A 14,755-nucleotide genomic window follows, 5' to 3' on the forward strand; every position below is an offset into this window, starting at 1 on the left:
TTCTTCCTGCATCTGGACATATATTGCGCAGCCGCTGCCAGAGCGGTTGCGTATTGCCCGTTTTTATTCTGTATTTAACCTTTCATTAAAGAATTATTCACCTCTATTCAGCGCCTTCCGCTTTACGTCATAGACAATTCCTGCATAAAAAATTGATAAAAGACGTTTTTTAATCTGGGCTATATCCACAATTCCTGGCTAAAGTTATTCTTGCGAAGCTTACCAACGTCATCATTTAAACAGCCCCTTGTGACCTGTTCTACGGCCACAATGTATGTTGAATGCCTGGACGGATGACAGCGAGCAATAGCGGCGTGAGGAGAGGTCTCTCTTTACATCGGTGCCGCATGAAAGAATATGCACGTTTCTTGCATATCATTAGAGTGTGACATTTTTGTTCGTTTGTTAACGAACTTTCAGAAGGAAAGAGATTATGACCGCCTTAAATAAAAAATGGTTATCAGGCCTGGTTGCGGGTGCTCTGATGGCCGTCTCTGCCGGCACGCTCGCTGCTGAACAAAAAACGCTGCATATATATAACTGGTCTGATTATATTGCCCCGGACACGGTGGCTAATTTTGAAAAAGAGACCGGAATTAAAGTCATCTATGACGTATTTGATTCCAATGAAGTGCTGGAAGGTAAGCTCATGGCTGGCAGTACCGGCTTTGACCTTGTCGTTCCATCCGCCAGCTTCCTTGAGCGTCAACTGACCGCGGGCGTATTCCAACCGCTGGATAAGAGCAAATTGCCGGGCTGGAAAAACCTTGATCCTGAACTGCTGAAGCTGGTGGGCAAACACGATCCGGACAACAAGTTTGCGATGCCGTATATGTGGGCTACGACCGGTATTGGTTACAACGTGGATAAAGTTAAAGCTGTGCTGGGGCCGGATGCGCCGGTTGACAGCTGGGATTTGATCCTCAAGCCAGAAAATCTGGAAAAACTCAAAAGCTGCGGCGTCTCTTTCCTTGATGCCCCCGAAGAGGTGTTCGCCACGGTGCTGAACTATTTGGGTAAAGATCCAAACAGTACCAAAGCGGATGATTACACCGGACCGGCAACGGATCTGTTGTTGAAACTGCGACCGAATATTCGCTATTTCCACTCTTCGCAGTACATCAACGACCTGGCAAACGGTGATACCTGCGTTGCAATCGGCTGGGCTGGGGACGTATGGCAGGCCGCAAACCGTGCGAAAGAAGCGAAAAATGGCGTCAATATTTCCTTCTCAATTCCTAAAGAAGGTGCAATGGCGTTCTTTGACGTATTCGCGATGCCTGCCGATGCGAAAAACAAAGACGAAGCCTATCAGTTCCTCAACTACCTGCTGCGCCCTGATGTGATTGCGCATATCTCCGACCACGTTTTTTATGCCAATGCCAACAAAGAAGCGACGGCTCTGGTCAGCCCTGAAGTTCGTGACAACCCGGGTATTTACCCGCCTGCGGATGTGCGAGCTAAGTTGTTCACACTGAAAGTACAGGATCCGAAGATCGATCGTGTACGTACCCGCGCATGGACGAAGGTAAAAAGCGGGAAATAAACCGATGTTTGGGACATGACCCGGCAGGATTTGTGCCTGCCGGGCAGCGTTGAGCCCGGACACATATAACCCGGCAATACGCACCGTTATGGTGCGTTATTTGCACCGTTTCTTTGTTTTATGCCGGAGAGCACCTGAGTGAATGATGCAACCCCACGCCCACAAGCGAAAATCCGCAAGGCGCTGACCCCGCTGCTTGAAATTCGCAATCTGACCAAGTCATTTGACGGTCAGCACGCCGTTGATGACGTCAATCTTACTATCTACAAAGGTGAAATATTTGCTCTGCTCGGCGCGTCCGGCTGTGGCAAATCGACACTGCTGCGGATGCTGGCGGGATTTGAACTGCCGACTACCGGGCAAATCATGCTTGATGGCGTCGATTTAGCGCATGTCCCGCCTTATCTGCGTCCAATTAATATGATGTTTCAGTCCTACGCCTTGTTTCCGCATATGACTGTCGAGCAGAACATTGCCTTTGGTCTCAAGCAGGACAAACTGCCGAAGGCTGAAATCGCCAGTCGGGTGAATGAGATGCTGGGACTCGTGCATATGCAGGAGTTCGCTAAACGCAAACCACATCAGCTTTCTGGCGGCCAGCGTCAGCGCGTGGCATTGGCGCGCAGCCTGGCAAAACGTCCAAAACTGCTGCTGCTGGATGAACCAATGGGGGCGCTGGATAAAAAACTCCGAGACCGCATGCAACTGGAAGTAGTGGATATCCTGGAACGCGTCGGTGTGACCTGCGTGATGGTGACGCACGATCAGGAAGAAGCCATGACGATGGCGGGTCGTATTGCGATCATGAATCGTGGAAAATTTGTCCAGATTGGTGAGCCAGAAGAGATCTACGAGCATCCGACCACGCGTTACAGCGCAGAGTTTATCGGTTCGGTAAACGTTTTTGAGGGACTGCTGAAAGAACGCCAGGAAGATGGTCTGATTATTGAGTCTCCAGGACTGGTGCATCCGCTGAAAGTGGACGCCGATGCTTCTGTTGTCGATAACGTCCCGGTGTATGTTGCGCTGCGCCCGGAAAAAATCATGCTCTGTGAGGCTCCTCCCCCAGACGGTTATAACTTCGCGGTGGGCGAAGTGGTGCACATTGCCTATCTGGGTGATTTGTCGGTGTATCACGTACGTTTGAAAAGCGGTCAGATGTTGAGCGCCCAGCTACAAAATGAGCATCGTTATCGTAAAGGGTTACCAACCTGGGGTGACGAAGTCCGTTTATGTTGGGATGCGGACAGCTGTGTGGTGTTGACGGTTTAAGGAGCGAAGATGAGTACACTTGAACCTCCGGCGCGTGTGGATAAAGCAGGGCGATTCACGCTGTTTATGTCGCGACTGCAAATGAAGCACGGACGCAAGCTGGTGATCGCGCTGCCGTATGTGTGGCTGCTGCTTCTGTTTCTGCTGCCGTTTCTGATCGTCTTCAAAATCAGTTTGGCGGAAATGGCGCGGGCTATTCCACCGTATACCGACCTCGTTTCATGGGCTGACGATCAGTTATCCATCACGCTCAACTTAGCCAACTTCCTGCAACTGACGGACGATCCGCTCTATTTCGATGCCTACCTGCAATCGTTACAGGTGGCGGGAATTTCGACAATCTGTTGTCTGCTGCTGGGATACCCGCTGGCATGGGCAGTCGCGCACAGTAAACCCTCAACGCGTAATATTCTGCTGTTGCTGGTGATCCTACCGTCCTGGACCTCGTTTTTAATTCGCGTGTATGCCTGGATGGGGATCCTGAAAAACAACGGCGTCCTGAACAACTTTCTGATGTGGCTGGGTGTCATCGACCAACCGTTGACTATTTTGCACACCAATCTGGCGGTCTATATCGGCATTGTTTACGCCTATTTGCCCTTTATGGTGCTGCCGATTTATACCGCGCTGACCCGTATTGATTACTCGCTGGTGGAAGCGGCGCTGGATTTAGGTGCCCGACCGCTGAAGACTTTCTTTAGCGTGATTGTGCCGTTGACCAAGGGCGGGATTATTGCCGGGTCAATGCTGGTGTTTATTCCGGCTGTTGGCGAGTTTGTTATCCCTGAGCTGCTGGGCGGCCCGGACAGCATCATGATTGGCCGTGTGCTTTGGCAGGAGTTTTTCAATAACCGCGACTGGCCGGTGGCTTCTGCTGTCGCCATTATTATGCTGCTGTTACTGATTGTGCCGATCATGTGGTTCCACAAATATCAGCAAAAAAGCGTGGGGGAACACGGATGAATAACTTACCGGTCGTTCGCTCGCCGTGGCGTATTTTTATCCTGGTAGTTGGCTTTACCTTCCTGTACGCGCCGATGCTGATGTTGGTTATCTATTCGTTTAACAGCTCGAAGCTGGTGACGGTTTGGGCAGGGTGGTCAACGCGTTGGTATGGCGAGCTTTTTCACGATACCGCGATGATAAGCGCCGTAGGCATGAGCCTAACGATTGCCGCAGGCGCTGCGACGATGGCGGCAATCCTTGGTACCATCGCCGCCGTGGTAATGGTGCGCTTTGGTCGTTTTCGTGGTTCGAATGGTTTCGCCTTTATGATCACCGCGCCGCTGGTTATGCCAGATGTCATTACCGGTTTGTCGCTGCTGCTGCTGTTTGTAGCGTTGGCTCACGCCATCGGCTGGCCGGCGGATCGCGGTATGCTGACCATCTGGCTGGCGCACGTCACCTTCTGTACAGCGTACGTAGCGGTGGTAATTTCTTCACGTTTGCGCGAACTGGATCATTCCATTGAGGAAGCTGCGATGGATCTTGGCGCCACGCCGCTGAAGGTCTTTTTCGTCATCACGTTGCCGATGATTATGCCGGCGGTGATTTCCGGTTGGCTATTAGCCTTCACGCTGTCACTCGATGATCTGGTTATTGCCAGCTTTGTCTCTGGTCCTGGCGCCACAACGTTACCGATGCTGGTGTTCTCCAGCGTACGTATGGGGGTGAACCCGGAGATCAACGCGCTGGCGACGCTGATTCTTGGTGTGGTAGGAATTATCGGATTTATCGCGTGGTATCTGATGGCGCGAACAGAAAAACAACGGATCCGCGATATCCAACGTGCAAGACGCGGCTGAAAAAACTAAAATCTGCCAACCTGTCTATACGGTGCAGCTGTGGTGGTTGCGCCGTTTTCATGGAAGACGACGCGTTGGGATTTTTTAAGAAATCATCCACATCACATGCTCGCTTAAACGTCCCTGCTTTGGTGCAGGTGGCGGCGCTGGCTATTATTATGATCCGCTGTCTCGATCTGTTGATGATTTTTAATACGCTTGGGTTTCGTGGAACCAGTGAGTTTATTCATCGCAGTGTGCAGACCTGGAATTTGACGCTGGTGTTTCTGGGCAGTCTGGTGCTGCTATTTATCGAAATTTACTGTGCATTTTCGCTGGTAAAAGGACGGAACTGGGCACGCTGGATCTATCTGTTGACCCAGATTATCGCCAGCGTCTATCTGTGGGCTGCTTCGCTGGGCTACGGATATCCCGAACTGTTCAGTATTGCGGGGGAGTCCAGACGCGAAATCCTGCATACGCTGGTGATGCAAAAACTGCCGGATATGCTGGTATTGCTGCTACTGTTTGTTCCTGCGTCCAGCAGGCGGTTCTTCCGTTTGCAATAACGTGTATAATCTTGGCCCCCGGTTAATTTGTAGGTCTTTGTATGCAGTGCGCACTTTATGACGCCGAACGCTGTCGCTCCTGTCAGTGGATAACACAGCCTGTCGCCGATCAACTCTTCGCTAAAACAGCCGATCTACAGAATCTGCTGGCCGATTATCCGGTCGGAGAATGGTGCGCGCCGGTCAGTGGTCCGGAAAGCGCGTTTCGCAATAAAGCCAAAATGGTGGTCAGCGGCAGCGTGGAAAAACCGTTGCTGGGGATGTTGCATCGTGACGGTACGCCGGAAGATTTGTGCGACTGTCCGCTCTACCCTGAGTCTTTTGCGTCCGTATTTTCCGCGCTTAAGCCGTTTATCGCCCGAGCAGGATTAACACCCTATAACGTTGCGCGTAAACGCGGGGAACTGAAATATTTGCTGTTAACGGAAAGCCGGTTCGATGGTGGCATGATGCTGCGTTTTGTCCTGCGTTCTGAAGCAAAACTGGCACAGCTGCGCGCGGCGCTGCCCTGGCTGCAGGCACAACTCCCACAGTTAAAAGTGATCACTGCCAATATTCAGCCGGTGCATATGGCGATTATGGAAGGGGAGACAGAAATCTTCCTGACGGAACAACAGGCGCTGGCGGAACGCTTTAACGATGTACCGTTGTGGATCCGCCCACAGAGCTTCTTCCAGACTAACCCGGTGGTGGCGGGGCAGTTGTATGCCACGGCGCGCGACTGGGTGCGTCGGCTTCCGGTTAATCACATGTGGGATCTGTTTTGCGGCGTTGGGGGTTTTGGTCTGCACTGCGCTACACCGCAAATGAAACTGACGGGGATTGAAATCGCGCCAGAGGCGATTACCTGCGCGAAGCAGTCGGCGCAGGAACTTGGGTTGCAGAATCTGCATTTTCAGGCGTTGGATTCAACTCAGTTTGCTACCGCTCAGGGCGAAGTTCCGGATCTGGTGCTGGTGAATCCGCCGCGTCGCGGGATTGGGAAACCGCTGTGCGATTTTCTTTCCCGCATGGCACCGCGTTTTATTGTTTATTCCAGCTGTAATGCGCAAACCATGGCGAAGGATATTCGTGAGTTGCCTGGGTATCGAATTGAACGCGTTCAGCTTTTCGATATGTTCCCGCACACCTCGCATTATGAAGTGTTAACGCTACTCAGCCGACAATAACTGCTATACCTGATGGCGCTTCGCTAATCAGGCCTACAGGTTGTTCGTCATTCGTAGGCCGGATAAGGTGCTTGCACTGCATCCGGCAAATGCAATATGCGAAAAAAAAGCCCGTACTTGCGTACGAGCTCTTCTTAAAATATGGCGGTGAGGCGGGGATTGACTCGCTTCGCTCGCCCTGCGGGCAGCCTGTTCGCTGCGCTCTCAGTCTGTCCAACTGGCTGCGCCAGTAGTCGAACCCCGGTCCGGGCTTCTCATCCCCGCCAGGCTATGCAATATGCGAAAAAAAAGCCCGTACTTGCGTACGAGCTCTTCTTTAAATATGGCGGTGAGGCGGGGATTGACTCGCTTCGCTCGCCCTGCGGGCAGTCTGTTCGCTGCGCTCTCAGTCTGTCCAACTGGCTGCGCCAGTAGTCGAACCCCGGTCCGGGCTTCTCATCCCCGCCAGGCTGTGCAACATGCGAAAAAAAAGCCCGTACTTGCGTACGAGCTCTTCTTAAAATATGGCGGTGAGGCGGGGATTGACTCGCTTCGCTCGCCCTGCGGGCAGTCTGTTCGCTGCGCTCTCAGTCTGTCCAACTGGCTGCGCCAGTAGTCGAACCCCGGTCCGGGCTTCTCATCCCCGCCAGGCTGTGCAACATGCGAAAAAAAAGCCCGTACTTGCGTACGAGCTCTTCTTAAAATATGGCGGTGAGGCGGGGATTCGAACCCCGGATACGTTGCCGTATACACACTTTCCAGGCGTGCTCCTTCAGCCACTCGGACACCTCACCATATTGTATTGCTGCCTGACCGCTTGGGGGGCAACGGGGCGCTACTATAGGGAGTTGCGCTAAAACGGTCAAGCAGAATTTACGTGTTAACTCTCGTTTGGTTACGCAATATACATATTCCTCCGCCCAGGCAGGCGCGGAGGATAGGATTAGCGCTGAGAGTCCAGTTTTTCGCCGTTGGTCACGACTTCCTGGGCTTTACTGTAGCTCTCGATCAGCAACTGATAAGCCGGGAAGACTTTGGTATACACTTCTGCCCATTCGGCGGCGTCTTCACGGTTCCATGTGCCCTGAATTTCAGACGCGACGGCGGCGGTATCCATCGGCACGACGCCAGCCTGAACAACGCGAGCCAGGGTGATTTCCTGCGCCATTTTGCTGTAAGTACCGGAAGCGTCGATCACTGCGAAGACCTTATAGCCTTCCGCAACCGCGCTGATAGCCGGGAAAGCCATGCACACGCTGGTAATCGTACCGGCGATAATCAGCGTCTTGCGACCTGTTGTTTTTACCGCTTTCACGAAGTCTTCGTTATCCCAGGCGTTGATTTCGCCTTTACGCGCCACGTATTGGGCATGTGGCGCATTAGCGTGGATCTCAGAGATCAGCGGGCCGTTAGGTCCCTGCGGTACGGATGCCGTGGTAATCACAGGTATCTTCGCCAGGGTCGCCATTTTAGCCAGCGCGGCGGCACGCGCACGCAGTTCTGGCATTGGCATGTCGCCGACGGTCTGGAACAACCCGCTCTGATGATCGATAAGCAGCATGACGGAATCATTTACATCGATGACCGGACGTGAACCATTAAAGTTTGCAGGACTGGACATATTCTTCTCCTTCGATTCAGATTTGGCCAAAGCGGCCGGAGTTAAAATCGCGTACGGCTTCAGCGATTTCTTGTTTCGTGTTCATTACAAACGGACCGTAACCTACAATCGGCTCGTTCAACGGTTCTCCAGAAAGCAGTAGTACGCTGGCGTCGCTGGAGGCTTCAATATGCAGCGTTTTCCCTTGCTGGCTCAGCACCACCAGTTGCGCTTCGCTGGCAGACGTAGTGCCGTTTACGGTGATATTCCCTTTCAATACCACCAGCGCAGTGCTCCATCCTTCCGGCTGGGACAACGTGAGCTGATGATTACGTTGTAAACGCATATCCCAAACGTTCAGCGGCGAGAAGGTATGTGCCGGGCCTTTTGTATCCTGATAGCTGCCCGCAATCACCCGAACGCTTCCTGCTTCATCAGGCAGGGCGACAGAGGGGATCACATCGCTGTTGATGCCCTGGTAACCCGGAACGGCCATTTTGTCCTTTGCTGGCAGATTGACCCACAGCTGTACCATTTCCAGTTCGCCGCCCTGACGGGTAAATTCTGGTGAATGGAACTCTTCGTGTAATATTCCTGCACCCGCAGTCATCCACTGCACGTCGCCGGGGCCGATAATGCCGCCGCGACCGGTTGAATCACGGTGTTCAACTTCGCCGCTGTAAACGATGGTCACCGTCTCAAAACCACGGTGAGGGTGCTCGCCTACGCCGCGTTTTTCGTTACCCGGCGTAAACGTATGTGGACCGGCGTAATCCAGCAGCAGGAACGGACTTAGTTGCTCAGCATGAGACTGGTAAGAAAACATCGAGCGAACCGGAAATCCATCGCCAACCCAGTGCGGGCGAGGTGCGGTGTAGACGCCTGTTACGTGTTTCATTTGTGTCTCCTCAGTGGCGGTATCTTGATGTGAATAAGCTTATATTCATGACAGCGAGCTGAGTAGTAGCTAAAATAGTTCTCACTGTCTCATAAATAGGACAATTAGATGACGAAGCCAGATCTCAATGATTTTGCATGGTTTGTGCATGTTGTAGAGGAAGGAGGATTCGCGGCGGCGGGTCGGGCGCTTGATGAACCGAAATCAAAACTAAGCCGACGGATAGCGCAACTGGAAGAGAGGCTGGGAGTTCGACTGATTCAGCGAACCACCCGCCAGTTTAACGTGACGGAAGTGGGGCAAACCTTTTACGAACACTGTAAGGCGATGCTGGTTGAAGCGCAGGCGGCGCAGGATGCCATTGCCGCGTTACAGGTTGAACCGCGTGGCGTGGTGAAGTTGACGTGCCCGGTCACGTTGCTGCATGTGCATATCGGGCCGATGCTTGCTCGTTTTATGGCGCGTTATCCTGACGTATCAGTGCAACTGGAGGCGACAAATCGTCGTGTTGACGTCGTTGGAGAAGGTCTGGACGTGGCGATTCGTGTCAGGCCCAGACCATTTGAGGATAGCGACCTGGTGATGCGTGTGCTGGCGGACAGGGGGCATCGTTTGTATGCCAGCCCGCAGTTAATCGAGCAAATGGGGGCGCTACACTCTCCGGCGGAGCTGACACGCTGGCCTGGTTTGAGTCTCGCCTCGGGCAAACATGTACATCGTTGGGAGTTATTTGGCCCGCAGGGCGCGCGGGCAGAGGTGCATTTCACGCCGCGAATGATTACCACCGATATGCTGGCGCTACGTGAAGCCGCAGTTGCCGGTGTGGGGGTAGTGCAACTTCCGCAACTGATGGTAAAAGATCAATTAGCCGCGGGTGAACTGGTGGCGTTGCTCGACGGTTGGGAACCGAAGCGAGAAATTATTCACGCAGTCTTTCCATCACGCAGGGGATTATTGCCTTCAGTGCGCGCTTTAGTAGATTTCTTAACGGAAGAATATGCGCGGATGATTGAGGATTAAATACATATCCTCAGCCCACAAAAAAGGCCGGTTAAACCGACCTTTTATTATCTGGACGCCATTCGGGCGTTAAAAACAATCAGCGACTACGGAAGACAATGCGGCCTTTGCTCAGGTCGTACGGGGTCAGCTCAACAGTCACTTTGTCGCCCGTCAGGATGCGGATATAGTTTTTGCGCATTTTACCGGAGATGTGTGCAGTAACCACGTGACCGTTTTCTAACTCTACGCGGAACATGGTATTAGGTAACGTATCGAGAACGGTACCCTGCATTTCAATATTGTCTTCTTTGGCCATCTAATCCTCTGGGGTATCACTACCGTAATTTGAACCGGCAAGATAATGCCGAAGTTCTTTTAATAAGTAAAGATTTGTGCGTTTAAAACACAGCAAATCGGGTTTGGCGCATTACTCTAACCACACACGGCAAAGCCGCACTTAAAGCGCAACGTGTAAGGGAACGAGGAGATAAACGATAGGCGTTGCCTGACGCGAACTGTTCCTTAACGGCGGCGGGGTAATGGGCTAAACCAACTCTGCGCGACAATTATAACACCCCGACAAAAAATGTGCCGAAAACATTCACCCCTGAGGCGAAAATAACGTCCTGGGAACCCAGAAATGGCTCGGTAGCCGCTGCTGGCGCAGTCTGCTCAGGTGTTCAAGGTACTCCCGACGAGGGGTTTCGACGGCGCCCAGCGAAGCTGTGTGGCTATTTAATACCTGGCAGTCGATTAATTTCCCGCCCTGACGGATAAATTCAGCGCAAAAAACAAGCAGTGCGGTTTTGGACGCATTTTCCTGACGGCTGAACATTGATTCGCCACAAAATAGTGTACCTTGCGCCACGCCATACATACCGCCCACTAATTCATTTTTTCGCCACACTTCAATGGAGTGCGCATGGCCCAGTTCGTGCAGGCGATGGTAGGCGTCCACTACATCATGCGTTATCCAGGTGCCTTCTTCCCGGTCGTTCGCGCAGCCTTCAATCACCTGACCGAACGCGTAATTGAGCGTCACGCGATAAGGCGAGTTTTTATGAAAGCGTTTCATGCTGCGGCTGAGATGAAATTTCTCGGGCCAAAGAATGGCGCGTGGATCGGGCGACCACCAAAGGATGGGGTCGCCAGGCGAAAACCACGGGAAAATTCCGCGCTGATAGGCCATTAACAGTCGGGCTGGGCTGAGATCGCCGCCAAGCGCCAACAAACCGTTAGGCTCGCGTAAAGCGCCTTCCGGTGAAGGGAAGGCTATAGAATGGCGGGACAATTGCACCAGGCGCATGACTGCGAAACTCCACTACGCGAGTTTGATCGTTCAATAATAGCTTACAGACGTTGCTTAAACTGGTAATAACGTCCCTGCCGGGCTAACAAATCTGCGTGATTACCTTGCTCAATAATGTGTCCGTTGTCCATCACTATTATTTGATCAAAACGTGACAAGCCACGCAGACGATGTGTCACCATCAATACGGTTTTATCACGCATGGCATCGCCAATTAATTCAAGCATTTGGCTTTCTGTTGTTGCATCAAGCCCTTCGGTCGGTTCGTCCAGCAGCATCAGTGGGGCATCGTGCAATAAGGCACGAGCGATAGCCAGACGACGAAGTTCGCCACCAGAAAGCTGTCGACCCCCTTCGCCTAACCAGGCGTTGAGTCCATCACCCTCAAGCAGTTTGTCCAGACCGACGCGGCACAGCATCGCGGATAATGTGTCATCACTGGCGTGCGGTGCCGCCAGTAGAAGATTGTCGCGAAGCGTCGCGCTGAACAGGTGCACGCGCTGTGGCACGACGCTGATGCTCTGGCGCAGCGTGGTTTCACTGAGGGCTGAAATCGGCTGCTCATTAATCAGAATTTCGCCGTGCTGCGGATCCCATGCGCGGGTGAGCAATTGCAGTAACGTTGACTTACCGCATCCGGTGCGACCGAGAATCGCAATATGCTCACCGGGCTGAGCCTGCAGGGAAAGGGTGTCGAGCGCTTTTTGTGCTTGTCCCGGATAACTGAATGATACATCGCGTAGTGTGAGAGTGACGTGCTCAGAAACCGGGGAACCGGCATCCGGGAAGGTGACTTCTGGCTGCTGTTCAGTCAGTTCGGTGATGCGCAGCGCAGAGGCAATAACCTGTCCGAGATGCTGAAACGCGCCGGTGACGGGTGCTAATGCTTCAAATGCGGCCAGCGCACAGAAGACAAACAGCGCGATCAGCGCACCAGGCTGGGTATTGCCACCTACGCCACCTGAGGCCATCCATAACATCACAACCACTGCCAGTGCGCCGACTAACAGCATGACCGCCTGTGATAGCGCCGTTAATTCAGACTGACGTCGTTGGGCTTCATGCCACTGCAACTCAGTGGCTTCCATTTGCGCGCGGTAACGTTCACTGGCACCAAAGATGGTCAGTTCAGCCTGGCCCTGCAGCCAGGATGTTAGCTGCTGACGATACTGCCCACGTAAATGCGTCAAGCTTTGCCCGGTGCTTTTACCTGCCTGATAAAAGAGTGGGGGCAAGATAAATAAGGTCAGCAGCATAATACCGCCGAGAGTAATAGCTAGCGTGAAATCGAGAACGCTTAGCCCCAGCGTGACCACCATGATGACGACAAAAGCGCCTACAAGCGGGGAGAGCACGCGTAAATAGAGATGATCGAGCGTGTCGACATCCGCCACCACGCGATTAAGCAATTCACCTTGTCCATAACGGGACAGGCCAGCAGGAGAGAGCGGCAGCAGTTTGCTGAAGGTATATATACGCAAATGTTGCAGCACGCGGAACGTCGCGTCGTGGCTGACCAGTCGCTCGAAATAGCGGCCCGCGGTGCGGGTGATTGCCGCACCGCGTACCCCGGCGGCAGGGAGCATATAGTTAAAACTGTAAATCCCGGTGACACCCACCACAGCAGAAGCCGACAGGAACCAACCGGAAAGCGTCAGCAAACCAATACTTGCCAACAGTGTGACGATCGCCAGAACGATCCCCAGGGTTAACATCCATTTGTGACGTTTATACAGCGTCAGATAAGGTAGCAAAGCGCGCATTTAGATGTCCTCCTGACGATGAGCCAGTAATGTCGTAAACGCCCCGTTGGCTGCGCTAAGTTCGGCATAAGTGCCTTGTTCAACGATCTGTCCGTCCTGCATCACCCAGATAGCGTCCCAGTCGGCAAGGTCTTCAAGTTGGTGTGTCACCATCAGCGTAGTCTGGCGGCGTGACGCTGCGTTCAACGCTTGCATCACGCGTTGTTCGCTGTGTGCATCCAGGCTGGCGGCGGGTTCATCAAGCAGCAGCAACTGACACGGGTTGAGTAAGGCGCGAGCCACGGCAACGCGCTGCGCTTGTCCGACAGAAAGTCGAGCCGCCTGATCGCCTACTGGTGTATCTACACCCTGCGGTAGTAGCGGTAAAAACTCACTGACCCAGGCGCTGTCGAGTGCGGCCTGCAGCTGTTCTTCGCTGGCATCGGGGCGAGCGAGCAGCACGTTATCGCGTAACGTGGCGGCAGGGAGTTGCGGATTTTGTCCAACCCAGGACAGCTGTTTGCGCCAGCAATCAGGCGACAGGTCACGTAGTTCAAAGCCGTTAATTCGCAGCGATCCCTGATAAGAGAGAAATCCGGACAGGACATTGAGCAACGAACTTTTTCCGGAGCCGCTGCGGCCAACCAGCACCGCGCGTTGACCGGCTGGCAGGGTAAAGTTGAGCGGGCCTGCAAGCACTTTACCTTCCGGCGAGGTGATGACCAGATCTCGTGCTTCGATTGACACGGCGTCTTTTGTCGCCAGCTCAATATCGCCACGCTCAGGATGTGCAAGCGGGGTTTCCATGAAGGTTTTCAGACTGTCTGCTGCACCAACGGCTTGTGCTTTGGCGTGATAAAACGTGCCCAGATCGCGCAGGGGCTGGAAAAATTCCGGCGCCAGAATGAGCGCGAGGAAGCCGGCAGCCAATGTGACACCTGTGCCGTAGTGTCCAAAATCGAGTTCGCCAAGGTAGGAAAAACCGAAGTAAACCGCGACCAGTGCGATGGACAGGGAGGTAAAGAACTCAAGGACACCGGATGACAGGAAAGCCAGGCGCAGGACTTCCATAGTGCGCTGGCGGAAATCCTGTGACGCAGCGCGGATGCTTTCCGTTTCGGCTTCACCGCGACCAAAGATTCTTAGCGTCTCCATGCCACGCAGGCGGTCGAGGAAATGGCCGCTGAGGCGAGCAAGAGCCTGAAAATTGCGGCGGTTAGCGTCGGCAGCACCCATACCAACCATCGCCATAAACAACGGGATCAGCGGGGCAGTTCCAAGCAGAATAAGGGCGGCCACCCAGTTTGACGGGAATACCGCCGCCACGATCAATAAGGGGACGCATACGGCCAACGCCATTTGCGGCAGATAACGTGCATAGTAATCATGCATATCGTCAATCTGCTCCAGGATCAACGTGGCCCAACTCCCGGCCGGTTTGCCTTGTATCCAGGCCGGACCTGCCTGTTGCAGACGGTCAAGCACCTGGCGGCGAATTTCAAAGCGAATATGCTGCCCTGCGTGAAACCCGACCCGTTCGCGTAACCAGACGACCCATGCCCGCAGGATGAAAATCAATACCAGCACGATGAAAGGAAGCAGAAGCGCCTCTCGGGGAATATTGGCCATGATCATATGGTCCAGAATTCGGGCCATGAGCCAGGCCTGAGCGACAATTAACAGGCCGCTCACGAACCCCAACAGGCGCGAAATGTTCAGCCATCGTTGGGAAATTACACTTTGCTGTTTTAACCAGCGGGTCAGCTCTTTTTGACGGGTTTTATTCATTGCACGCTTAGCAGGTGAGTTATTGGAATTTTTGGGCAGGGCAATGTTACAACGAGGCAAAAATAAAGGCGACTTATAGTCGCCTTTTTTACTTTTG

13 protein-coding genes, 1 tRNA gene and 3 other RNA genes are annotated in these 14,755 nt (G+C 53.3%); 7 read left to right on the plus strand and 10 right to left on the minus strand.

The window, feature by feature from the left end; all coding sequences use genetic code 11:
* Window positions 1–433: 433 nt before the first annotated feature.
* From potF to rlmC, 6 genes are all read left to right on the plus strand, one after another.
* Complete coding sequence (gene potF / locus SK34_RS15105) at window positions 434–1,546, plus strand: spermidine/putrescine ABC transporter substrate-binding protein PotF (protein WP_003035370.1); 1,113 nt, start codon at window positions 434–436, stop codon at window positions 1,544–1,546.
* A gap of 138 nt (window positions 1,547–1,684) precedes the next feature.
* Window positions 1,685–2,818 (plus strand): putrescine ABC transporter ATP-binding subunit PotG, encoded by a 1,134-nt coding sequence (potG, locus tag SK34_RS15110; protein WP_003845528.1) that lies wholly within the window; start codon window positions 1,685–1,687, stop codon window positions 2,816–2,818.
* Between the two features lie 9 nt (window positions 2,819–2,827).
* Window positions 2,828–3,781, plus strand: a complete 954-nt coding sequence (gene potH, locus SK34_RS15115) for a putrescine ABC transporter permease PotH (RefSeq protein WP_003831667.1) — start codon at window positions 2,828–2,830, stop codon at window positions 3,779–3,781.
* Complete coding sequence (gene potI, locus SK34_RS15120) at window positions 3,778–4,623, plus strand: putrescine ABC transporter permease PotI (RefSeq protein ID WP_003035376.1); 846 nt, start codon at window positions 3,778–3,780, stop codon at window positions 4,621–4,623. Before potH ends, potI begins: the two co-directional genes overlap by 4 nt.
* Before the next feature lie 59 nt (window positions 4,624–4,682).
* Entirely contained in the window at window positions 4,683–5,171 is a 489-nt protein-coding gene (locus SK34_RS15125; RefSeq protein WP_003035378.1) for a YbjO family protein, read from the plus strand.
* Window positions 5,172–5,212: 41 nt separating this feature from the next.
* Window positions 5,213–6,340 carry a 23S rRNA (uracil(747)-C(5))-methyltransferase RlmC gene (gene rlmC, locus SK34_RS15130; protein WP_032936361.1) on the plus strand — a complete coding sequence of 376 codons (1,128 nt, stop codon included), beginning with the start codon at window positions 5,213–5,215 and terminating at the stop codon, window positions 6,338–6,340.
* A 142-nt stretch (window positions 6,341–6,482) separates the two neighbouring features.
* On the opposite strand, the gene SK34_RS23990 is transcribed toward rlmC, so the two are convergent.
* From SK34_RS23990 to SK34_RS15145, 6 genes are all read right to left on the minus strand, one after another.
* Window positions 6,483–6,619: non-coding RNA, RtT sRNA (locus tag SK34_RS23990), on the minus strand.
* Window positions 6,620–6,663: 44 nt separating this feature from the next.
* Window positions 6,664–6,800, minus strand: a non-coding RNA gene (locus tag SK34_RS23995) — RtT sRNA.
* Window positions 6,801–6,844: 44 nt separating this feature from the next.
* Window positions 6,845–6,981, minus strand: a non-coding RNA gene (locus SK34_RS24000) — RtT sRNA.
* 44 nt (window positions 6,982–7,025) lie between these two features.
* A tRNA-Ser gene (locus tag SK34_RS15135) sits at window positions 7,026–7,113 on the minus strand.
* A 149-nt stretch (window positions 7,114–7,262) separates the two neighbouring features.
* Window positions 7,263–7,940, minus strand: a complete 678-nt coding sequence (locus SK34_RS15140) for an isochorismatase family protein (RefSeq protein ID WP_032936360.1) — start codon at window positions 7,938–7,940, stop codon at window positions 7,263–7,265.
* Window positions 7,941–7,956: 16 nt separating this feature from the next.
* Complete coding sequence (locus SK34_RS15145) at window positions 7,957–8,817, minus strand: pirin family protein (protein ID WP_003847027.1); 861 nt, start codon at window positions 8,815–8,817, stop codon at window positions 7,957–7,959.
* Between the two features lie 108 nt (window positions 8,818–8,925).
* Between SK34_RS15145 and SK34_RS15150 the strand changes: the two genes are divergently transcribed.
* Complete coding sequence (locus SK34_RS15150; protein WP_003847025.1) at window positions 8,926–9,837, plus strand: LysR family transcriptional regulator; 912 nt, start codon at window positions 8,926–8,928, stop codon at window positions 9,835–9,837.
* A 79-nt stretch (window positions 9,838–9,916) separates the two neighbouring features.
* Here SK34_RS15150 and infA read toward each other — a convergent pair whose 3' ends face one another.
* The 4 genes from infA to cydD all read right to left on the minus strand — a co-directional run bounded on the left by infA (window position 9,917) and on the right by cydD (window position 14,658).
* A complete protein-coding gene (infA, locus tag SK34_RS15155; RefSeq protein WP_002211347.1) occupies window positions 9,917–10,135 on the minus strand; it encodes a translation initiation factor IF-1 in 219 nt (72 codons plus the stop codon).
* A 285-nt stretch (window positions 10,136–10,420) separates the two neighbouring features.
* The gene (gene aat / locus SK34_RS15160; protein ID WP_003035721.1) at window positions 10,421–11,125 is read right to left on the minus strand and encodes a leucyl/phenylalanyl-tRNA--protein transferase; all 705 of its coding nucleotides are present in this window, start codon (window positions 11,123–11,125) and stop codon (window positions 10,421–10,423) included.
* 44 nt (window positions 11,126–11,169) lie between these two features.
* A complete protein-coding gene (gene cydC / locus SK34_RS15165) occupies window positions 11,170–12,891 on the minus strand; it encodes a heme ABC transporter ATP-binding protein/permease CydC (RefSeq protein WP_016149854.1) in 1,722 nt (573 codons plus the stop codon).
* Entirely contained in the window at window positions 12,892–14,658 is a 1,767-nt protein-coding gene (gene cydD, locus SK34_RS15170; protein ID WP_048233376.1) for a heme ABC transporter permease/ATP-binding protein CydD, read from the minus strand. It lies immediately after the preceding gene.
* Window positions 14,659–14,755 lie beyond the last annotated feature (97 nt).

Origin of the sequence: Citrobacter sp. MGH104 (assembly GCF_001034485.1) — a bacterium.
Lineage (GTDB): Bacteria > Pseudomonadota > Gammaproteobacteria > Enterobacterales > Enterobacteriaceae > Citrobacter > Citrobacter freundii.

What these genes read in the sequence shown, in the direction of transcription:
- potF (WP_003035370.1), top strand. Translation starts at nt 434, where the DNA reads ATGACCGCCTTAAATAAAAAATGGTTATCAGGCCTGGTTGCGGGTGCT.
- potH (WP_003831667.1), top strand. Translation starts at nt 2,828, where the DNA reads ATGAGTACACTTGAACCTCCGGCGCGTGTGGATAAAGCAGGGCGATTC.
- potI (WP_003035376.1), top strand. Translation starts at nt 3,778, where the DNA reads ATGAATAACTTACCGGTCGTTCGCTCGCCGTGGCGTATTTTTATCCTG.
- SK34_RS15125 (WP_003035378.1), top strand. Translation starts at nt 4,683, where the DNA reads ATGGAAGACGACGCGTTGGGATTTTTTAAGAAATCATCCACATCACAT.
- rlmC (WP_032936361.1), top strand. Translation starts at nt 5,213, where the DNA reads ATGCAGTGCGCACTTTATGACGCCGAACGCTGTCGCTCCTGTCAGTGG.
- SK34_RS15140 (WP_032936360.1), bottom strand. Translation starts at nt 7,940, where the DNA reads ATGTCCAGTCCTGCAAACTTTAATGGTTCACGTCCGGTCATCGATGTA.
- SK34_RS15145 (WP_003847027.1), bottom strand. Translation starts at nt 8,817, where the DNA reads ATGAAACACGTAACAGGCGTCTACACCGCACCTCGCCCGCACTGGGTT.
- SK34_RS15150 (WP_003847025.1), top strand. Translation starts at nt 8,926, where the DNA reads ATGACGAAGCCAGATCTCAATGATTTTGCATGGTTTGTGCATGTTGTA.
- infA (WP_002211347.1), bottom strand. Translation starts at nt 10,135, where the DNA reads ATGGCCAAAGAAGACAATATTGAAATGCAGGGTACCGTTCTCGATACG.
- aat (WP_003035721.1), bottom strand. Translation starts at nt 11,125, where the DNA reads ATGCGCCTGGTGCAATTGTCCCGCCATTCTATAGCCTTCCCTTCACCG.
- cydC (WP_016149854.1), bottom strand. Translation starts at nt 12,891, where the DNA reads ATGCGCGCTTTGCTACCTTATCTGACGCTGTATAAACGTCACAAATGG.
- cydD (WP_048233376.1), bottom strand. Translation starts at nt 14,658, where the DNA reads ATGAATAAAACCCGTCAAAAAGAGCTGACCCGCTGGTTAAAACAGCAA.